We start from the raw sequence: 21,741 nt of genomic DNA, 5'->3' as shown, positions 1-21,741 counted from the left end.
GCTTTGGATTTGTTTACAAAGTCAGATAGTGAAAATCCACCTGATTCGCTGTGAGCAGCTGGGCCTCTCTCTGGTGGCAGGTAAAGAGAATGATCTGTCCCTTAAAGGTCTTTGAGAGCCATTTTAAGGCAGTTTTCAGCCGTTCATCGTCATATAGAGCAAAGCTGTCGTCAAAGATTAAGGGCATCTGTTCTCCTTCCGTCTGAACCAGCTTTGCGGCGGCAAGGCGGACTGCCAGATAAATCTGATCCATGGTTCCGCTGCTGACCTGCTCCACAGGAACAAGATGAGAGGGGGTGTTCATAAAGATATTTAAGTCCTGATCGATACTCATACTGGTGTAGATACCGCCTGTGATACCCGCTATAAGCTCAGAAGCAGTTTTATTTAAGTAGAGACCGAAGGAATCCCGGATGGTAGAGGAAAGCCGGTTTAAAGTATCCTGGGCCAGATCCAGGGCATCCAGCTCCTCCTGAATCCTCTCATTTTCCGTGAGAACGTGCTTCAGGCCTTCCGCTTCACTGCGGCAGGTACTGAGCCGTTCCAGTTTTTGTTCTAATTCCCACTGAAGGCGCTGACCGGTTTCGATTTCCTTTGAAAGCTCTGCTTCACGGGACTGGAGCTGTTCGGCTTCATCTGTGAGCCGCTTCAGGGCGTTCTCCGACTGATATACAGCCCGCTCCAGGCGAAGGAGCTCCGATATGCGCTGTTCTAACCGGCGGATGGATTCATCGGAGATAGAGGAATCGCCCAGATGATCCCTGAGAATCCCGGATAAAAAATCCGTTACAGAGGACAGCTCTCGTTTTAGGCGCCGTCTGCTCCATAGCTGCATCAGGGCAGCTGCCAGGAAGACAGCGCCTCCAAGGCCGCAGAGACCGGTGAGAAATGTAAAAAAGGCGGGAGAGGTTCCTGCGTGTTCAGGCCCGAACCGGGTAAGAAGCCCCCGGATCATATCTGGTTTTTTGATGCAGGATCCCATTCCCAGAGCCAGGATGCCTGCTGCCAGAAAACAGAGGGCTGTGGCTGCCGTCTGAACGCGTCCGCCGGATGCCGCCGTTTTTTCTCTGTATTCCTTATAGGCTTCCTGTGTCTGGCGAAGCTGGTTTTGAATGGAGGCCTCATCTGTAAAATGGCTTCCAATAAGGATCTGCCGTCCTCTGGCAGTTTTTTCAAGAAGAGACTCTTTTTCTGTCCGGTGGGTTTCAAGCTCTTCCTTTATCTGCGTCAGATCAGCCTGACAGGATGCAAGACGGTTTTGATAGCGGGGATCGGAAATTTCGTGTTCAATGGTGCGTACTTCGCTCAGAAGCGCTGTGTATCTCTTTGCGGCCTCAGGTACCAGCTTTGCAGCCATTTTCCGCCTCTGGGATTTTAGAAGAGCGCTGGCTTTGGTGATATTTAAAGCAATACTGCCGGAGGTATTGAGATTGGCAATGTAATTTCGCAGCTCCGATACCATCCCCCCGTCTGTGGCGCTTTTTAACTGTCCGATGCTGATGGTGTTGCTGTAGGCGGTTTCTGAAAGGCCGCACCGCAGGCGTTCCCACAGAGCCGCTGTGGGCGTTTCCTCACAGCCCTTTGTTTCATTGATGATCGTAAGGCTTTTATTCCCTTTTTGAAATCTGCGTTCAATCCGGAAGATTTCTCCCTGGCTTTCCAGACGGAGCCATCCCTGATAAGCCCCTGTACCGGACCATGGTTCAAAGCGGGAATAGGTATCATTTTTGGAAGCACGTCCCCGCTGGCGTTCAATTCCAAAGAGCATTCCGCGGATAAAGGTATGAAGGGTGGATTTTCCGGCTTCATTTTTTCCATAGAGCACATTTAAGCCGTCTTCAAAGGAAAGATCCAGGTCATTCAGTTTTCCAAAGCCGTCAATATGAAGACTGAGTATTTTCATGGGTCTAGCTCCTTTCGTCCGTGGTGTGAAGCAGGGCATTTACGCCATAATAAAGGGCCTTTTTTTCTACAGGTGACATATCCTCTTTTTGGAGTGCCTGGATAAAAAAGCCGATCATATCGCTGGAATGTTCTGCAAAAAGTGCTGGAAAGTCATAGAGCGGTTCGGATTCGTCGATGATTTCACCGATTCGGAATCGTGCAGAGAGGGAGGATAGATCAAAGGTAATATCCGGATCCCTCATTCCTTTTAAACGGAAGCGGTAAATATGCTCCCGGCCCCGTTTGTCGATTTCATTGATGATCCGGTCGGTCAGACCTCCGTTTGTCGTTTCCGTCGTGACGGTCACAGCCAGAGGGATGCAGCGCAGGCTGGCGGCAGGGATAAAGTCCAGACGGGTCAGCCGCCGGGTAACGGGGTGGATTTCTCCTTCAAAATATCCGTGGGTTCCTGTCTCTGTCAGATCCAGGGGTTCAGGGGAACCGCAGTAGGCCATTTTATCCTCGGCAATGACCTGCGCTTTGTGGATATGTCCCAGTGCAATGTAAGAAAATGGGGATAAGCTCAGGGTGTTGAAATTCATAGGAACATGGGCCGGGTCTCCGCCGTGGGCTAAAAGGATCTGGATCCGGTTGTTTAAGGGAACCTGGATATCCTCTAAGAGAGGCTCGCGTATTTCAGTGGTATGGTAGCTGAAGCCATAGACCTCTGTGTTAATGTCATCAAAGTAAACAGAACTTAAAGCGGGATCAGCAAGAAAGGTTACATTAGGGCTCCAGGAAAAACTCAGGATACTGGAATTTTCCCGGATCTTGTCGTGGTTTCCTGCAATCATCACGACCCTGACATGGGGGATTGTGGAAAAGAGATAATTGACTTCTTTGATATCCCGCATCAGAGGCTGGCGGTGAAAAAGATCGCCGCTGATAAACAGGCAGTCGGCTTTCACTGCGCCTGCATGATCGATAATGGCTTTAAACGTATCCCGGATGGCTTGTGCCCGTTCTTTTCCCCAGGGTTTATCTGCATCCGGGGTCATGCCCCAATGTACATCGCCTGTATGGATGAATTTCATAATACCTCCCCCTCGTCCGGAAGCAGAGGATGCTTCCAACGCTTCCATAAACATCAGGGCCTGTTATCGCAACAGGCCCTGGTTTGATATAGATGCTGCCTGCAGCCGAAACGCAGTCCGGACTGCAGATCATGGATAAAATTACAGCTCGCAGTTATTTACAGTTCTTGGGAACGGAATGACGTCGCGGATGTTGGACATACCGGTCAAGTACATCACGCAGCGCTCAAAGCCCAGACCAAAACCGGCATGACGGGCAGAACCATATTTGCGCAGATCCAGATAGAAGCCATAATCCTCTTTCTTAAGGCCAAGCTCCTCCATTCTGGCAACCAGTTTATCGTAGTCGTCCTCTCTCTGGCTGCCGCCGATGATCTCGCCGATACCGGGAACCAGACAGTCTACAGCCGCTACAGTTTTGTTGTCGGGATTCATCTTCATATAGAAGGCTTTGATTTCCTTTGGATAGTCTGTAACAAATACAGGCTTCTTGAAAATCTGCTCTGTCAGGAAGCGCTCATGCTCGGTCTGAAGATCGCAGCCCCAGGATACCTTATAATCGAACTGGTCATTATGCTCCTCTAACAGCTTGACTGCCTCTGTATAAGTGATGCGGCCAAACTCGGAGTTCAGTACATTGTTTAAGCGGTCTAACAGGCCCTTGTCCACGAACTGGTTGAAGAAGTTCATCTCCTCCGGTGCGTGCTCCATTACAAAGCGGATAATGTATTTTAACATACCCTCAGCCAGATTCATATTGTCTTCCAGATCAGCGAAAGCAATCTCAGGCTCAACCATCCAGAACTCAGCCGCATGGCGGGTAGTGTTGGAATTTTCCGCACGGAAAGTAGGCCCGAAGGTATAGATATTGCGGAAGGCCATGGCGTAGGTTTCGCCGTTTAACTGTCCGCTTACGGTCAGGTTGGTTGGTTTTCCGAAGAAATCCTGCTTGAAGTCTACCTTGTCGTCTTCTGTCTTTGGAATATTGTTTAAGTCCATGGTAGTTACCTGGAACATCTCTCCTGCGCCCTCGCAGTCGCTTCCTGTGATCAGAGGGGTGTGTACATAGACAAAATCACGCTCCTGGAAATACTGATGGATGGCATAGGCAATCAGGGAACGTACGCGGAATACAGCCTGGAAGGTGTTTGTTCTGGGACGCAGATGGGAAATGGTGCGCAGATACTCAAAGGAGTGGCGTTTCTTCTGCAGCGGGTAATCCGGTGCGGAGGCTCCCTCTACCATAACTTCTGTGGCCTGGATCTCAAAGGGCTGCTTTGCCTGAGGCGTAGCCACCAGAGTACCCTTTACAATGACAGCTGTTCCTACACCCAGCCTGGATACCTGCTGAAAGTTCTCCAGCGTGTCGTGATAAACGGCCTGCAGAGGCTCAAAATAGGTTCCATCGCTGATGACGATGAAGCCGAAGGACTTGGAATCTCTCAGGCTGCGAACCCAGCCGCCGATGGTTATTTCCTGATCCATATACTGATCCGGATGCTTGTATAATTCTCTTACTGTAATCAGATCCATAATAATGGTAACTTCCTTTCTTTTTCCATTGATTTCGATAAAAAAATATGTCTTAAAAACTGCATATCGTGATTATATGATATTTCTCTCAATGTTTCAAGGCCTTCCCAGCCGGAGTTTCCGCATTTTTCTGCAAGTTTAAGGCGCTGAAGGAAGAGACTGCCCTGGTTTGCATGTTAGATCCGGATAAAGGATATATAGTATTTAAAACTGTACCATAATACAAGATATGGATAAATTAGAAGAACTATGGAATTTTTAAACGAAAAATGTCGGAAAACTGCGCAAAAAACACAAAATAAAATTAAATATTTATATACGGAAACTAAAATTTGTGTTATAATTATACTTACAAAAATTATAACAGCAAGAGGTGATAACGTGATTAAGAAAGAAATGATTGCCATGCTTTTAGCTGGCGGACAGGGAAGCCGCCTTGGCGTTCTGACAAAGAAAGTAGCCAAGCCGGCGGTATCTTTTGGGGGGAAGTACCGTATCATTGATTTTCCGCTGAGCAACTGTATCAACTCCGGTATTGACACAGTGGGAGTTCTGACACAGTATCAGCCATTACGTTTAAATACCCATATCGGAATCGGTATTCCGTGGGATCTGGACAGGAACGTAGGCGGCGTGACGATCTTACCTCCATATGAAAGGAGCAAAGGCAGCGACTGGTATACCGGTACAGCCAATGCGATTTACCAGAATCTGGAATATATGGAAGCGTATAATCCTGAGTACGTGCTCATCCTTTCCGGTGATCACATTTATAAGATGGATTATGAGGTTATGCTGGATTATCACAAAGCGAATAATGCGGATGTCACCATTGCTGCCATGCCTGTGCCTATTGAGGAGGCCAGCCGATTTGGTATTCTGATTACGGACGAGGCCAACCGGATCACAGAGTTTGAGGAAAAGCCCGCTGTTCCCAGAAGCAACCTTGCTTCTATGGGTATTTATATTTTCAGCTGGCCCGTATTAAGGGACGCTTTAATCCACTTAAAGGACGAACCCGGATGTGACTTCGGAAAGCACATTATTCCGTACTGTCACGGAAAGGGAGACCGCATTTTTGCATATGAATACAACGGCTACTGGAAGGACGTAGGTACTCTGGGATCTTACTGGGAGGCCAATATGGAGCTGATCGACATTATTCCTGAGTTTAATCTTTATGAGGAATACTGGAAGATCTATACCAAGAGTGATGTAATCCCTCCTCAGTACATAGCAGATGATGCAGAAATCGAACGCAGTATCATAGGCGAGGGAACAGAGGTTTACGGGAAGGTGATCAATTCTGTTATAGGTTCGGGAGTAACCATTGAGAAAGGAGCCGTAGTTCGGGATTCCATCGTGATGCAGGGCACTCATATCGGAGCCTGCACAGTGGTGGACAAGGCCATTATCGCTGAAAATGTAACGATCGGGGCAAATGCCGAGGTAGGCTTTGGAGATTATGCACCCAGCACCTATGATCCTAAGGTATATCAGTTTGAACTGGCTACCATCGGAGAGAATTCAGTGATTCCTGACGGCGTGAAGATTGGAAGAAATACAGCCATTGCGGGCGAGACGGCAATCGACGACTATCCTGACGGTATACTGGCAGGCGGAAATTACATTATAAAGGCAGGTGGCGTGAAATGAGAGCAATCGGTATTGTTTTAGCAGGTGGAAACAGCAAGAGAATGCGGGAATTGTCCAACAAGAGAGCCGTAGCCGCTATGCCGGTTGCAGGAAGCTACCGCAGCATTGACTTTGCATTGAGCAATATGACCAATTCCCATATCCAGAATGTGGCTGTATTTACACAGTACAATTCCAGATCCTTAAATCTTCATTTAAGCTCGTCCAAGTGGTGGGATTTCGGACGTAAGCAGGGCGGACTGTTTCTGTTTACTCCATCCATTACTCCGGAGAACGGCGACTGGTACCGCGGAACCGCAGATGCCCTGTATCAGAACCTTACATTCTTAAAGAACAGCCATGAGCCCTATGTAGTGATCGCCTCCGGCGACGGCGTGTACAAGCTGGACTATAACAAGGTTCTGGAATACCATATCGAGAAAAAGGCAGATATCACCGTTGTATGCAAGGATATGGAAGAAGGTATGGACGTCACCCGTTTCGGCTGCGTGAAGCTGGCTGCAGACGGACGGATCGTGGACTTTGAGGAAAAGCCCATGGCTTCAGACGCCACTACGATTTCCTGCGGTATCTATGTAATCCGCAGAAGACAGCTGATCGAGCTTCTGGAGCGCTGTGCAGCAGAGGATCGCTATGATCTGGTAAATGATATTCTGGTACGCTATAAGAACTTAAAGCGCATCTATGCATACAAGATGGACAGCTATTGGAGCAACATTGCTACCGTAGATTCCTACTATAAGACAAACATGGATTTCCTGAAGCCGGAAGTGAGAAATTACTTCTTCAGAGAGTATCCGGATGTCTATACCAAGATTGACGATCTTCCTCCGGCAAAGTACAACCCGGGCGCTGTGGTGAGAAACAGCCTTGTTTCCAGCGGCTGTATCTTAAACGGCACGGTAGAAAATTCGATCCTGTTTAAAAAGGCTTATATCGGAAATAACTGTGTGATCAAAAACTCCATCATTTTAAATGATGTATATATCGGAGATAACACGGTGATTGAAAACTGCATCGTTGAAAGCCGTGATACCATCCGGGCCAACACCACACATATCGGAACGCCGGATAATATCAAGATCGTGGTAGAGAAGAACGAGAGATATACATTATAATTTACGCGCAGTCATCTTCCTGCTGTGCGTGGAAGATGCAGCAAGGGGGCTGACGGAGAGGACGGAAGGGGATTAGCATGCAGGTTACGGATGTAAGAGTCAGACGGGTAGAAAAAGAAGGTAAAATGAAAGCGATCGTATCTATTACCATGGATAATGAATTTGTGATCCATGATATTAAGGTGATCGAGGGAGAAAAAGGGCTGTTTATCGCGATGCCCAGCCGCCGTTCTGCAGACGGCGAGTACCGCGATATCGCTCATCCCATCAATTCCGGCACCAGAGAAATGATCCAGAATACCATTCTGGAGAAATATGAGATGACGCTGCTGGAGAATGGGGGAGCAGAGGCTGAATAACCGGATAATATTAAGAACCGGACAGAAGGATTGAATTCTTTCTGCCCGGTTTTTTTGTGTGGTGCGCCTGGCGGCGCACGTCGCCAGCCATGATTAAAAGCGGGATTTTAGTGTACTTTTTGCCGAGTACTGCTGGAAGAAAGCCGGATGGAACTGGAAATGATTTTGGGGTATACTACGCATAACAAACAGACAGTGAGTATAAAAATCAGGAATGTACGGAGGCAGAAGGGAGGAATACCGGATGCAGATGGATGGACGCCTGAACCGGCTTTTGTCAGTGCTTTCAGAAGATTTATATATAAATATGGAAACCGTGGCCGACCAGCTGGAAGTCAGCGAGAGAACGGCCCGGACGCTGGTCAGTCAGCTGGATGAACTTCTTTGCCGGAACGGAGCTGCCATAGAGCGCCGCAGAGGTCTTGGACTCAGGCTTTGCGTAAAGGAACCGGAGCGCTATCAGGAGTTTATAAAGGGAAGAACCTCAGCCCTGCTTCCGGAGACCGGAAAAGAGAGGATAGAATTTATTCTGGCCCGATTATTTGCCGATGCTTCCGGAGTGAAGGCGGAGGAGCTCTGCGAACGGCTCTATATATCCAGAAAAACGTTGTCCCTTGATCTAAAAGGAGTCGAGCAGTATTTAAATAAGCATCATCTGGCTCTTGAAAGAAAACCCTATTACGGTCTTAAGATCCAGGGGGATGAATTCTCCATACGGCTTTGTATGAGCGCGGCATTTTATGAGTTCAGCGATCAGTGGTTTAAGGAAATTTATCATACATTTTGGGATGGGGAACAGATCCGCAATGAGATTCTAAGCAGTGTAAAACAATGTGGGGAAACCATCTATGAAATGGATATCCCTAATATTGTCCTGCAGGTGCAGATCGCTCTGTACCGCTGGGGACGGGGCTGTGTGATTCCGTTGGAGGAGATGAAGCACAGCGACCTGCTTCATGAAGGCGATATCCGTGCCGCAAGGCTTTGTGCGGAAGGACTGAAAGAGGCTTTTGGAATCTGTCTTCCGGTTCCTGAGATTAAATACATGGCGATCCAGCTTCTGGGAAAGAAAAAAATTTTGGCCGGAGACAGAAGCAGCGTTTTTATTGATATGGAGATCAATCAGCTGGTGAACCGGATGCTTGAAAGCGTCAAGCAGACATATAATCTGGATCTGGCATCGGATTTTGATTTAAATACATCCCTGAGACTTCACATGGTATCGCTGCGGATCCGCCTGCAGTACCGGCTGAAAATGGACAACCCCATTTTAAAGGAGATTAAAGAGGTATACAGCTTTCCCTATGCAGTGGCGGCCCATGCGTCTACGGTTTTGTCGGAGTATTTCCACACCATAGTCCCTGAGGCAGAGATTGGATACCTGGCCCTGTGTTTTGCCCTTTCGTTAAAACGGCAGGACAGACAGAGGTACAAGAGGAATATCCTTCTTGTGTGCGCCTCCGGTTCCGGTAGTGCTAAGCTTTTTGAATATCGGTTTCGGGAAATGTTCGGAGATTATCTGGACCGGGTAGAAGCCTGTGATATCGGATCTCTGGCATCCTGGGATTTTTCTAATATAGATTATGTATTTTCTACGGTTCCCGTAAAAACAGCCATTCCGGTTCCGGTATGTCAAGTACAGTATTTTTTTGACAGGCACAATGCGGGAGAGGTGGAACGGCTGCTGAAAAGCAGCAGGAAAGGCGGAATCCGATCGTATTTTGACCGGTCGCTCTTTTTTACCAATATAAAGGGAAACAGCAGAGAGGAGATCCTCCATGAGCTGTGCGGGCGCATCCGCAGAGTGCGGGAACTTCCGCCGGATTTTGAGGATTCCGTACGAAAGAGAGAAAATCTGATGCAGACAGACTTCTGTCCTCAGATTGCAATTCCTCATCCCTATCAGCCAGTGACGAAGGATACTTTTGTCTGCGTGGCGCTTTTGGAAAAGCCGGTGCTCTGGCATATTTATGAGGTACAGGTGGTATTTCTTTTATCCGTTTCGGTTAATAAGGAAAACCTGGAGGAATTTTACCGGATTGCCCCCAGTTTTATGATGGACGAGGGCTGTATGAACCATCTTCTGGAAACCCGGAGTTATGATACCCTGATGGATATTATTGACTGGGCGGAGAGAGATGAGCTTCAGAACCGGTAGTATATAAAACACATTAACCAAACTAAGGAGGTAACAATTATGGGTACGATCAGAGTGTTATTATGCTGCGGAGCTGGATTCTCCAGCGGATTCCTGGCACAGAAGGCAAGACAGGCAGCAAAGAAGAAAAAGCTGGACATGACTGTGGAAGCCAGAAGTGAGAGTGTGGTAAGCGAGTACATGGACAAGATGGATGTACTGTTAGTTGGTCCCCACTATGCAAGCGCGGTTCCGAAGCTGACAGAGGAGTGCGCACCCCATGGAATCCAGGTAGAGCTGATCCCGGCAGAGATTTATTCTTCTCTGGACGGAGCCGCACTGGTTGAGCTGGCAGAGAAGGTAGCTGCAAGAAAGGATGGATAAGTACAGATGAATGGTTTAATGACATGGCTTTCGGACGTATTTGCTCCTAAGGCCCGGCAGGTTTTTGCAAATCCATGGATCGATACCGTGGCAAGTACCATGAAGAAGGTTCTTCCGATCATTTTGACCGGTTCCCTGATCTTCTTCTACAACGTATTCCGTTCCTATATCCCGGCGCTTCCTGATTTAAGTCCCATTGCGAATTTCTCCTTTGGACTGCTGGCAATCTTCGTAGCTTTCTTTGTTACCCATGAGGCCATGATCAAGCTGGGACATGGACAGTATCAGATCAATGCATCGCTGATCTCCATTGCAGCGTACCTGCTGCTTTGCCGTCCTCAGGTAGTAGACGGAATCTTCCAGATTGATAACGGCCGTATCGGCGCTGCCGGTATCATGATGGGTATCGTAGTAGGTCTTTTCGTTGCCATTGTATTCCACATCTATGCAAACCTTCATGTACTGGAAAACAATGATACGCTTCCGGATTTTGTAAGCGACTGGATCAACAATATCATTCCCATTACCATTACTCTGGGACTGGCGATGATCTTTGCAAACGTATTAAAGCTGGATCTTTACAATATTCTGGTAAGCTTCTTTATGCCTCTTCAGAAGGGCGCTCAGACACTTCCCGGCTTTATCCTGATCTGCTTTGTACCGGTTATTTTCTACTCAATGGGTATTTCCAGCTGGGTATTCAATGCAGTTACCACTCCTATCTTTATGGTGGCGATCGCAGAGAATATCGAGGCTGTGGCAAACGGCGGCGTTCCTATGAATATCGCTACCAGCGAGGCCGTATTTACAGCTGCTTTGATCACCATGGGCGGCCGCGGCGGCACACTTCCTTTAAACGTGCTGATGCTGGGTTCCAAGAGCAAGAAGCTTAAAACCATGGGTAAGATCTGTATCGGACCTTCTTTGTTCAATATCAACGAACCGTTAATGTTCGGCGCACCGGTTGTATTTAACCCTCTGTTAATGCTTCCGATCCTGATCAATAGTATCGTTGGTCCTACAGTTGTATGGCTGACCATGCACTATGGCCTGTTAAATATTCCTTCCAAGATGGTGCAGGTAGGACAGATCCCGGCTCCGTTTTCCAGTGTGATGATTACGGGAGACTGGAGAGCCGTTCCGGTGTATATCGTACTGTTTATCCTGTATCTGCTGACCTGGTATCCATTCTACAAAGTATATGAGAGACAGTGCGTAGAGGAAGAAACACAGGCTGCATGCTGATGCAGAGCACTTAAAACATATGGCGGCGTTCCCTGGTTTTGGGGGCGCTGCTTTTCAGAAAGGAGAGAAATAAAAGTGGGAGAAATGATGTTTAAGGATGATGATAAGGTCGTTCAGGTTGCCATGCAGATCGTAATTTCTGCAGGTGATGCCAGAAATGCAGCCGGAAAGGCATTAGATTGTGTAGCAGCATTTGATTTTGCAGGAGCAAAGGAGCATATGGAGGAGGCAAATAACCATATTTGTGCAGCTCACAATGCTCAGACAGAGATGATCCAGTCTGAGATCGCGGGAACAGAAACCATTCAGCCAAGCCTGCTGTTTAACCATGCACAGGATACGCTGATGACCGTTATGTCAGAGATCCACCTGGCAGAGAAAATGATCCAGGTATTTGAAAGTTTCTACAATAAAATGAATGCATAAAGGAGAAACTATGAGCGCAGATATCAGAAAGACGATGCCGGAAGGCTTTTTATGGGGAGCTTCTACAAGTGCTTATCAGGTAGAGGGAGCAGCAGAAGAGGACGGAAAGAAGCTGTCTCAGATGGACATTTTAAACCGCGGAACCGGCTTTGCAGATGCAAGCGTAGCCAGTGATCACTATCACCGCTATAAAGAAGACATCGCGCTGATGAAGGAATGCGGCTTTACTGCATACCGTTTTTCCTTTTCCTGGTCAAGAATTTTCCCGGACGGCGTTGGAGAAGTAAACCCAAAGGGCCTGGAGTTTTATGACAACCTGGTAAATGAGCTGGTAGCAAATGGAATTAAGCCGATCCCTACCATTTACCACTACGATATGCCAATGGCTCTTGTAGACAAATATGACGGCTGGATAAGCCGCCAGAGCGTGGATGATTTTGTGGCTTACGGAGAGTTCCTGATCCGCAGATACGGCGACAGGATCAAAGACTGGCTGATTATCAATGAGCAGAGTATTATTGTGGAATTCTGGAAAAAGAAGAATTATGTGCCTGAGAAATACCATGGGGATCCTCAGGTGAAATTCCAGATCAACCACCATATGAATCTGGGACAGGCAAAGATCAGCAAGCTGATCCATGAGCTGGTAGAAGGTGGACGTTCCGGTGCAGCCATCGGATATTCTCCGGTATACGGACTGGATTCCACTCCGAAAAATATGCTGGCTATGTTAAATGCAGAGGATTTAAAGAACCACTTCTTCCTGGATATTTATTTTAAGGGCAAATATCCCGTAGGTGCATTCCGCTATCTGGAAGAGCATGGAATGGCTCCTGTGATCGAAGAGGGAGATATGGAGATTATCCGTGAGGGAATGCTGGACTTCCTGGGCGTAAACTACTATGCAAGCAAGTGCGTGCGCTTCCCGGATGCTGATAAGAATGAGCTGACAGAGGCTAAGAGCAACTTAAGCGGCAAGAAGGGCGCTATGGGAGCTTATGAGGTAATGCCTGATTTCTATCAGTACATGAAGAATCCGAATGCGGATACAAATGACTGGGATTGGACCATTGACCCAACGGGTATGCAGTACCTGCTGCGTGATATCTATCAACGCTATGAGATTCCGATGATCATCACAGAGAATGGTCTGGGTGCAAGAGATGTTCTGGAGGACGGAAAGGTACATGATGATTACCGTATCGATTACTGGACCAAGCACCTTCAGGCAATCCACAGAGCCATCGAGCTGGGCGTGGATGTAAGAGGCTTCCTGCCATGGTCCTTTGTGGATGTACTCAGCACCAGTAATGGTTACCAGAAGCGCTATGGTCTGGTGTATGTAAACCGTGATGATGAGGACATCAAGGATCTGGCAAGAATTCCAAAGGACAGCTATTACTGGTATCAGAAGGTGATCGCTACCAATGGGGCACATTGTCTGGAAGAAGAATAAAGATATAAAAAGGCCGTCCAGCCGGAATCGGAAAAGTCGATTCCGGCTGGGCGGTTTTTACATCCTCTTCAAAATACTTCTCGCCACGCTGATACCGTTTGCAGAAGCCTGCTGCAGGCCTCTGGTAACAGAAGCGCCATCGCCGATGGCTCTCAGTCCCTGTACGCTGGTTTCAAAGTCTTTATCAACCACTACCTTGTTGGAGTAGAATTTAACTTCTACGCCATAGAGCAGGGTTTCATCGCTGGCAATACCGGGAGTGACCTTGTCCAGGGCCAGGATCATTTCCTTGATATCCGTCATAATGCGGTATGGGAATACAAGGGACAGATCGCCGGGAACCGCATCCTTTAAGGTTGGGATCAGGTTGTTGCGGCAGAGGCGCTCCTCTGTGGTGCGGCGGCCTCTCTGGAAGTCGCCGAAGGTCTGGACCATGATCCTGCCTCCGCAGAGCATATTGGAGAGCTGGGCAATGTGTTTACCGTACTCGATGGGCTCGTTAAAGGGGCGGGTGAAGTTTTTGCTTACCAGAAGGGCAAAATTGGTATTGTTTGTCTTATATTCCTGTGATTTATATGCATGGCCGTTTACTACTGCAAGGCCGTTTTCATAGTATTCGGTTGCTACTTCACCGGAAGGGTTGCTACAGAAGGTGCGTACCTTATCGTCAAAGGTAGGGGTGTAGTAGACCAGCTTGGCCTCATAAAGGTTTTCGTTGAGGAATTTCATAACCTCGTCGCGGACTTCAACGCGGACGCCGATATCCACGGTTCCAACCTTTGTCTCAATGTGGTGGTTATCGCAGACATGGGAGAACCAGTCAGAACCCTCGCGGCCAATGGCAGCTACGATCTCCGGTGCGCAGAAGGTTTCATCTTTGTCCGTTACAATACCCTTTACGGTATCGCCCTCGATCAGGATGTCCTTTACCATGGTGTTAAATTTCATCTCAATGCCCTGAGCCAGCAGGTGCTCCTGAAGGCGGGTATAGATTTTGTAGCCTTCCTCTGTACCCAGGTGACGGATGGGGCATTCGATGAGCTTTAAGTTGGCGTTGATGGCCTTGCGGCGGATTTCTTCGATTTCCTTCTGCTTGTCAATGCCGTATACATTTTTGTCTGCCCCGAATTTCAGATAAATGTCATCAGATTCCTTTAAAAGCGCAGCCGTCTCGTCATACCCCAGGATTTCGGGCAGGTTTCCGCCTACATCTGGAGACAGTGAAAGCTTTCCGTCGGAAAATGCTCCGGCGCCTGCAAATCCAGTTGTGATGGAACAGGGCTTGCAGCCTACACAGACCTTGGTAGTGCGCTTGGGGCAGACACGTTTTTCAATGGGACGGCCCTTTTCGACCATAAGGATCTTAAGTTCCGGTTTCTGACGGATCAGCTCATAGGCGCAGAAGATGCCGGAAGGGCCGGCGCCGATGATGATTACATCATACAGATTATTTTTGCTCATAAGAAATTCTCCTCTCTTTGAGATTCAAAGCCTGATGGTAAATAAGGCCCAGAACGAATATAACTATAGTCTATCATAGTTATGAAAAGGGGTCTACCGTTCTTTTTTCATTACCCGTGTTACCATAAAAATACAGTAAAACATGGCTAAGGCCCATGCAATGGGATTGGCCAGACAGATGCCAAGATATCCCAGCTTTGTTACTGCCAGAAGGCCTCCAAGGCTTCGTCCGATCAGCTCGCCGATGCCGGATATAACAGCCTGCATACTGTATCCAAGGCTCTGAAGGGTATTTCTGAAGATCATTAAGAGGCCGTGGAAGCAGAACAGAAGGCTCATAACGCTTAAGTATTCCAGCGCTCCGGCAGTAACTGCCGGGTCTGCGTCTCCCAGCACCAGCCCGACGGCAAAATCTTTGCACAGGAAAATGGCGATCCAGGCGGCAGCGCAGTAGCACAGCTGGATTTTGCAGCCGTCCTTTATACCCTGGCGGATGCGGTCGGTGCGTCCTGCACCGTGGTTCTGGCCGGCATAGGTTGCCATAGCCATACCCACGCTTTCCATGGGAAGGGTGAACATCTGGCGGATTTTTTCTCCCGCGGTCTGTGCGGCTACGGCAGTACTTCCCAAGAGGTTGATGGCGTCCTGCATAATAACGGCTCCAATGGCGGAAACGGAGTATTCAAAGCCCATGGGAAGGCCAATGTAGGCCAGCTTTTTGCAGTGGTGGGAGGAAAGGCGCAGCTTATTTTTAGTAAAGCTCAGGCCGTGTCCTTTAGCAGTTTTGGAGAAGAACCACCAGGTACAGAGCAGGCCGCTGAGGGCCTGGCTGATTACAGTAGCGATGGCTGCTCCGTCTACTCCCATTTCGAAAGGAACGATTAAAATCCAGTCCAGAGCAATATTCAGGAGACTGGCTGCTAAAAGAAAATAAAAGGGATGTCTGGAATCTCCCATGGCCCGCAGGACGCTGGAGGAGTAGTTGTACAGCACCGTAGCAGGAATTCCCAGGAAAATGATGCGGATATAAAGAGAGGCATCATCAAAGAGCTCAGGCGGCGTGTGGATGAGCTTTAGGAGCGGAGGGGCCGTCAGGGTGGTGACAACAGTAAAGACAGCGCTGAGCCCAATGCAGAGGGCGGTTCCGTTGATGAGGAAGCGCTCCAGATTTTTATGATCCTTTGCTCCAAAGGATTCGGCTGCCGGGATGCCGAATCCCACACAGGCTCCCTGGATAAAGCCAAGGATCAGAAAGTTCAGGGAGTAGGTGGTTCCTACAGCTCCCAGGGCGTCGGTTCCCAGACAGCGGCCTACAATAATGGTATCTGCAAAGCTGTAGAGCTGCTGAAAAAGTGTACCCAGCACCAGAGGAAGGGCAAAACGAAGGATCTGAGCCAGGGGGCGTCCCACGGTCAGATCCGTTGTACCGGAACGGTTCTTTTTAACTGTTTCCATGATAAAAATTCTCCTTGTGTGTTTTACGGCTCTATTTTAGCATGGATTCCAGATGAATGGGGAATATCTTTAGAAAATATTTCAGAAAGCGTCAGATTTATGTTAGAGTTCTTTAAGGCTTTCTCAAGGACACAAGGGGGAGAATGTGCTAGAATGATATTATAAGAAATAAACGTACGAAAGAGAAAGAAGGTGGACAGATGAGAACCGGTAAAAACTGGAACATATTAAAAAGGGGTCTTAAGTGGACCATTGGCATCATGGCGGCAGCGGTTATTTGTATCTGCGTAAATGTAGGCATGAAGGGCTATGATATGTACAGAGATGCCATCAGCCAGATCAGCCTTAAGGACAAGGTAGAGCAGATCCGTTCCAAGGAAAACTATACGGAATTTGCAGAGCTTCCGGAAACGTATGTAGATGCGGTTCTCTCTGTGGAAGACCACCGCTTTTACGGTCATATCGGTATTGACCCCATCGCCATTACCCGTGCGGTTATCAATGATATAAGGGCAGGCGCTTTTGTGGAAGGCGGAAGCACCATTACCCAGCAGTTGGCAAAGAACCTGTATTTTACACAGGAAAAGAAGATGGAGCGCAAGGCGGCAGAGGTATTTATGGCTTTTGCTCTGGAAAAGGAATACAGTAAAAATGAGATTCTTGAGCTTTATGTGAATACTATTTACTTTGGAAACGGATACTACTGCATTAAGGATGCCAGTGAGGGTTACTTTGGAAAGGCTCCTGAGGATATGGACGATTATGAGAGTACTCTGTTAGCTGGTGTTCCCAATGCTCCTTCCAAATATGCCCCCACAGTAAATCCGGCACTGGCTGCCAAGCGCCAGGAGCAGGTGCTGGAGCGTCTGGTGGAGTGCGGACTCTTTACAGAAAAACGAGCCAGAGAAACTATGGCGGAGACCAGGGAATATCAGGAACCGGATGCGGCGTAAAGGCTGGATGGTCGGATCTGCCGCACTGCATTTACAATCCACTTATAATTTGATAGAATAAAGAAAAGATAAGCGTTAGACACCCCATGTGCGGGAGTCTAGCGCTTATGGGCGTGTCTGTATACGGCGGACATATGGACAGACACTGCAGCACCGCAGGCATTTTTCTGCGGAAGAGGATAAATTTTGAGATAAAGAAAGAGGAAAACAGATATATGTATTTGATCGTTGGTTTGGGAAATCCTGGAAGGGAGTATGATAAGACAAGACACAATGCAGGTTTTGATACCATGGATGTGCTGGCAGATATGCTCAATACATCGGTGGAGGAGAAGAAGTTTAAGGGGCTTTATGGCAGAGGCCTCATCGGCGGAGAAAAGGTAATCCTTTTAAAGCCCCAGACCTTTATGAATTTAAGCGGTGAAAGTGTCAGGGAGGCGGCGGATTTCTATAAAATCGATCCGGAGCATATCATTGTAATATATGACGATATTAGTCTGGAGCCCGGACAGCTCCGGATCCGCAGAAAGGGCAGCGCCGGAGGACATAATGGAATAAAGAACATCATTGCCCATCTGGGAACCCAGGAATTTCCCCGGATTAAGGTAGGCGTAGGGGCTAAGCCGCCCAGAATGGATCTGGCGGACTATGTGCTTGGCCGTTTTTCTGCTGAGGACAGAAGGGTGATGGAAGAAGCCTTTAAGACAGCGGCGAAAGCAGCTCAGGTGATGATCACAGACGGAGCTGAGGCGGCGATGAATCAGTTTAATGGGCATAAGGAGTGAGTTTCCGCACATTACAGCGCACCCCGCAGTCTGATACCCAGAGCTCCGGTTTCCGACCATAAGAAAACCTAGGAGACTGAGATTTTTCTAAGGTTTACTAATGGTCTCCAAAGTCGCTCTGGGTATCAGACAGCAGGTCACACTGTAATGTACGGAAACTTCAATATTATCAAGGAAAGGCAGAAAGGGAAATCATGGAAAATCCGTTACTGGAATTACAGGAGTATGAAAATCTTCTGGAGGCTTTAAAAAAGGCAAAGGGGCCTCTGCAGGCGGCCGGGACGCTGGAATCCCAGAAGGTTCACCTCATGCATGAGCTGGGGGAGGACGGGGGATTTCCCTGGAAGCTGGTTGTTACCTATGATGAGCAGAGGGCCAAGGAAATCTATGATGATTTCCGCAGCTTTACCCGGCAGGTCTGGCTTTATCCGGCCAAGGATCTGCTTTTTTATGCTGCGGATATTCATGGAAATCTGATGACCCGGCAGAGGATCTCTGTACTGCGCCATCTGATGGAGGATGAGGGCGGTGTAGTTGTAACGACAATCGACGGTCTGATGGACCATCTCATGCCTCTGGCATTTTTAAAGCAGCATGCAGTGACCGTGGAATGCGGACAGGTTATTGAGCTGGATCAGTGGAAGGAGCGGCTTACAGAGCTGGGATATGAGCGTACGGGTCAGGTAGACGGTATGGGCCAGTTTTCCATCCGGGGAGGCATCATAGATATTTTTCCGCTCACCGAGGAAGTTCCGGTGCGCATTGAACTGTGGGATGATGAGGTGGACTCCATCCGTACCTTTGATCCGGAAAGCCAGAGGTCGGTAGAACAGTTAGACCGGGTTGTAATCTATCCTGCATCGGAAACTGTCTTAACGAAAGGACAGCTGGAGAAAGGGATAAAGCGTTTGGAGGAGGAAACGGCCTCTTATGTGAAGGCTTTGGAGGGACAGAAACGCCGTGAGGAAGCCATCCGGATTAAGGGAATCATACGGGAATTGACAGAAGGGATCCGTGAGGGCTGGAAGAGAGGCGGACTGGATGGCTATATCCGGTATTTCTGTCCAGAAACTGTATCATTTTCCGATTATTTTCCTCAAGGGGACTGTGTTGTTTATTTAGACGAGCCGGGCCGGCTGAAGGAGCGGGGAGAAACAATCGAGCTGGAATTTCGTGAAAGCATGGTTCACCGGTTGGAAAAGGGATACCTGCTGCCGGGACAGACAGAGCTTCTCTATCCCGCAGGACAGGTTCTCGGAAGGCTTCAGGGGCCGTACAGCATTATGCTCACAGGGCTGGATCAGAAGCTGCCGGGAATGAAGGTGAACCATAAGTTCAGCTTTGATGTGAGAAATGTAAATTCTTACCAGAACAGTTTTGAAATTTTAATTAAGGATCTGACCCGCTGGAAAAAGGAAGGCTACCGGGTGGTGCTTTTATCTGCCTCCCGTACAAGAGCCAGCCGTCTGGCAGGGGATTTACGGGAATATGATCTGCGGGCCTACTGTCCGGACGGAGAGACGGAAGGAGAGGAAAGCCGCGCAGAACGGAAGGTTCTTCCGGGAGAGATCATGGTTACCTACGGAAATCTCCACCGGGGCTTTGAATATCCTCTGCTTAAATTTGTTTTCATTACCGAGGGCGATATGTTCGGGGTGGAAAAGAAGAAAAAGAAACGGAAGAAGCAGAGCTATCAGGGCCGGGCGATCCAGAGCTTTTCCGAGCTGTCCGTGGGAGATTATGTAGTCCATGAGGAGCACGGCCTTGGTATCTACCGGGGAATTGAAAAGGTAGAGCGGGACAAGGTGGTAAAGGATTATATCAAGATTGAATACGGAGATGGAGGCAATCTGTATCTGCCTGCCACCCGGCTGGAGAGTATCCAGAAATATGCGGGCTCAGAGGCGAAAAAGCCAAAGCTCAACCGTCTGGGAGGCTCTGAATGGACAAAAACCAGGGCAAAGGTAAAGGGTGCCGTTCAGGAAATCGCAAAGGATCTGGTAAAGCTTTATGCGGCCCGTCAGGAGCAGAAGGGCTTCCAGTACGGCAGCGATACGGTGTGGCAGAAGGAGTTTGAGGAGCTGTTCCCCTATGATGAAACAGAGGATCAGTTAGACGCCATTGACGCTGTAAAAACGGATATGGAAAGTCCAAAGATCATGGACCGTCTGATCTGCGGCGACGTGGGATACGGAAAAACAGAAATCGCCCTGCGGGCCGCGTTTAAGGCAGTACAGGACAGCAAGCAGGTGGTCTATCTGGTCCCTACTACGATTTTGGCCCAGCAGCATTATAATACCTTTGTTCAGAGGATGAAAGATTTTCCAGTCAGAATCGAGATGATGAGCCGATTCTGTACTCCGGCCCAGCAGAAGAAAACTCTGGAGGGGCTGCGGAAAGGACTGGTGGATATCGTAATCGGTACGCACCGGGTTCTTTCAAAAGACCTGCAGTTTAAGGATCTGGGACTTCTCATTATTGATGAGGAGCAGCGCTTTGGCGTGACCCACAAGGAAAAGATCAAGCAGATGAAGGAAAATGTGGACGTAATGACCCTGACCGCTACGCCGATCCCCAGAACCCTTCATATGAGTCTGGCTGGAATCCGGGATATGAGTGTGTTAGAGGAGCCGCCGGTGGACCGTACTCCCATTCAGACCTATGTAATGGAGTATAATGAGGAAATGGTACGGGAGGCCATTAACCGGGAACTGGCCCGGAATGGACAGGTGTATTATGTATACAATCGTGTAACAGATATTGATGAGGTAGCAGGAAAGATCCAGGCTATGGTGCCGGATGCGGTTGTGACCTTTGCCCACGGACAGATGAAAGAACATGAGCTGGAACGGATCATGACGGACTTTATCAACGGGGAAATTGATGTGCTGGTATCCACAACAATTATTGAAACAGGACTGGATATCCCCAATGCCAATACCATGATTATCCACGATGCAGACCATATGGGACTTTCTCAGCTGTACCAGCTCAGGGGCCGTGTGGGACGTTCTAACCGGGTTTCTTATGCGTTTCTCATGTATAAGAGAGATAAGCTTTTAAAGGAAGAAGCAGAAAAGCGCCTTCAGGCGATCCGCGAGTTTACGGAGCTGGGCTCAGGCATCAAGATTGCCATGCGGGATCTGGAAATCCGTGGGGCCGGAAATGTGCTGGGCGCAGAGCAGCATGGCCACATGGAGGCAGTAGGCTATGATCTGTACTGCAAAATGCTTAATCAGGCAGTGCTTGCATTGAAAGGGGAAGAAACAGAGGTGGATCTTTACGAAACTTCGGTAGAATGTGATATTGACGCCTACATTCCTCCGTCTTATATTAAAAATGAATATCAGAAGCTGGATATTTACAAGAGGATTTCCACCATTGAAACGGATGAGGAATATATGGATATGCAGGATGAACTCTTAGACCGGTTTGGAGATATCCCAAAGAGCGTAGAGAATCTTTTAAAGATTGCCATGGTGCGGGCTCTGGCACACAGAGCCTATGTGACAGAGGTATTTGTAAACCGCCAGGAAATCCGGCTTACCATGTATCAGAAGGCGAAACTGGATGTGACCAGGATTCCGGATTTTGTGCAGTCTTATAAGGGAGAATTAAAGCTGGTGCCGGGAGAAACGCCGGTATTTCACTATGTGGACCGAAAGAATAAAAACAGCGACAGCTTAATCATGCTGGAAAAGGCCAGAACTATGCTGGAGCAGCTGGGGAAGCTGGGGCAGAAGGAACCGGGCGGAAACGGGGCAGATTAAAAAGCAGGAGACAGGAGGTAGCGGT

Annotated in this window: 16 protein-coding genes; 11 read left to right on the top strand and 5 right to left on the bottom strand. The window is 48.4% G+C overall.

All coding sequences use genetic code 11. The features are described from left to right. Window positions 1-13 precede the first annotated feature (13 nt). The 3 genes from WKT10_RS05480 to asnS all read right to left on the bottom strand — a co-directional run bounded on the left by WKT10_RS05480 (window position 14) and on the right by asnS (window position 4,511). Complete coding sequence (locus WKT10_RS05480) at window positions 14-1,903, bottom strand: ATP-binding protein (protein WP_340275987.1); 1,890 nt, start codon at window positions 1,901-1,903, stop codon at window positions 14-16. A gap of 4 nt (window positions 1,904-1,907) precedes the next feature. Next, a complete protein-coding gene (locus WKT10_RS05475; RefSeq protein ID WP_296034746.1) occupies window positions 1,908-2,978 on the bottom strand; it encodes a metallophosphoesterase family protein in 1,071 nt (356 codons plus the stop codon). Between the two features lie 141 nt (window positions 2,979-3,119). Continuing rightward, a complete protein-coding gene (asnS, locus tag WKT10_RS05470) occupies window positions 3,120-4,511 on the bottom strand; it encodes an asparagine--tRNA ligase (protein ID WP_340275984.1) in 1,392 nt (463 codons plus the stop codon). 381 nt (window positions 4,512-4,892) lie between these two features. Here asnS and WKT10_RS05465 point away from each other — a divergent pair, with 381 nt between their 5' ends. The 8 genes from WKT10_RS05465 to WKT10_RS05430 all read left to right on the top strand — a co-directional run bounded on the left by WKT10_RS05465 (window position 4,893) and on the right by WKT10_RS05430 (window position 13,292). Beyond that, on the top strand, window positions 4,893-6,167 hold the full coding sequence (locus WKT10_RS05465; protein WP_066543285.1) for a glucose-1-phosphate adenylyltransferase: 1,275 nt from the start codon (window positions 4,893-4,895) through the stop codon (window positions 6,165-6,167). Then, window positions 6,164-7,285, top strand: a complete 1,122-nt coding sequence (gene glgD / locus WKT10_RS05460) for a glucose-1-phosphate adenylyltransferase subunit GlgD (RefSeq protein ID WP_066543283.1) — start codon at window positions 6,164-6,166, stop codon at window positions 7,283-7,285. The genes WKT10_RS05465 and glgD overlap by 4 nt, the downstream gene beginning before the upstream one ends. A 77-nt stretch (window positions 7,286-7,362) precedes the next feature. Then, complete coding sequence (gene spoVG, locus WKT10_RS05455) at window positions 7,363-7,644, top strand: septation regulator SpoVG (RefSeq protein WP_066543281.1); 282 nt, start codon at window positions 7,363-7,365, stop codon at window positions 7,642-7,644. Between the two features lie 244 nt (window positions 7,645-7,888). Further along, the gene (locus WKT10_RS05450) at window positions 7,889-9,802 is read left to right on the top strand and encodes a BglG family transcription antiterminator (protein ID WP_066543278.1); all 1,914 of its coding nucleotides are present in this window, start codon (window positions 7,889-7,891) and stop codon (window positions 9,800-9,802) included. Window positions 9,803-9,841: 39 nt separating this feature from the next. After that, window positions 9,842-10,165 (top strand): PTS sugar transporter subunit IIB, encoded by a 324-nt coding sequence (locus WKT10_RS05445; RefSeq protein ID WP_066543277.1) that lies wholly within the window; start codon window positions 9,842-9,844, stop codon window positions 10,163-10,165. Between the two features lie 6 nt (window positions 10,166-10,171). Further along, window positions 10,172-11,410 carry a PTS transporter subunit EIIC gene (locus WKT10_RS05440; protein WP_066543276.1) on the top strand — a complete coding sequence of 413 codons (1,239 nt, stop codon included), beginning with the start codon at window positions 10,172-10,174 and terminating at the stop codon, window positions 11,408-11,410. Window positions 11,411-11,494: 84 nt separating this feature from the next. Further along, the gene (locus WKT10_RS05435; RefSeq protein WP_242962917.1) at window positions 11,495-11,836 is read left to right on the top strand and encodes a PTS lactose/cellobiose transporter subunit IIA; all 342 of its coding nucleotides are present in this window, start codon (window positions 11,495-11,497) and stop codon (window positions 11,834-11,836) included. A 10-nt stretch (window positions 11,837-11,846) separates the two neighbouring features. Beyond that, complete coding sequence (locus tag WKT10_RS05430) at window positions 11,847-13,292, top strand: glycoside hydrolase family 1 protein (RefSeq protein WP_066543275.1); 1,446 nt, start codon at window positions 11,847-11,849, stop codon at window positions 13,290-13,292. 57 nt (window positions 13,293-13,349) lie between these two features. On the opposite strand, the gene WKT10_RS05425 is transcribed toward WKT10_RS05430, so the two are convergent. Both WKT10_RS05425 and WKT10_RS05420 read right to left on the bottom strand, forming a co-directional pair. Further along, entirely contained in the window at window positions 13,350-14,753 is a 1,404-nt protein-coding gene (locus WKT10_RS05425; protein ID WP_340275973.1) for an NAD(P)/FAD-dependent oxidoreductase, read from the bottom strand. A 93-nt stretch (window positions 14,754-14,846) separates the two neighbouring features. Further along, entirely contained in the window at window positions 14,847-16,208 is a 1,362-nt protein-coding gene (locus WKT10_RS05420) for an MATE family efflux transporter (protein WP_340275971.1), read from the bottom strand. A 200-nt stretch (window positions 16,209-16,408) separates the two neighbouring features. Between WKT10_RS05420 and WKT10_RS05415 the strand changes: the two genes are divergently transcribed. The 3 genes from WKT10_RS05415 to mfd all read left to right on the top strand — a co-directional run bounded on the left by WKT10_RS05415 (window position 16,409) and on the right by mfd (window position 21,716). Beyond that, window positions 16,409-17,161, top strand: a complete 753-nt coding sequence (locus WKT10_RS05415; RefSeq protein ID WP_066543266.1) for a transglycosylase domain-containing protein — start codon at window positions 16,409-16,411, stop codon at window positions 17,159-17,161. Window positions 17,162-17,376: 215 nt separating this feature from the next. Next, complete coding sequence (gene pth / locus WKT10_RS05410) at window positions 17,377-17,946, top strand: aminoacyl-tRNA hydrolase (RefSeq protein ID WP_066543530.1); 570 nt, start codon at window positions 17,377-17,379, stop codon at window positions 17,944-17,946. A 194-nt stretch (window positions 17,947-18,140) separates the two neighbouring features. Further along, a complete protein-coding gene (gene mfd / locus WKT10_RS05405) occupies window positions 18,141-21,716 on the top strand; it encodes a transcription-repair coupling factor (protein ID WP_340275968.1) in 3,576 nt (1,191 codons plus the stop codon). The last annotated feature ends 25 nt before the right edge of the window (window positions 21,717-21,741 follow it).

It is taken from the genome of Enterocloster sp. HCN-30185, from assembly GCF_037890305.1.
GTDB lineage: Bacteria > Bacillota > Clostridia > Lachnospirales > Lachnospiraceae > Enterocloster.
This window is presented reverse-complemented; position numbering and strand designations above follow the sequence as displayed.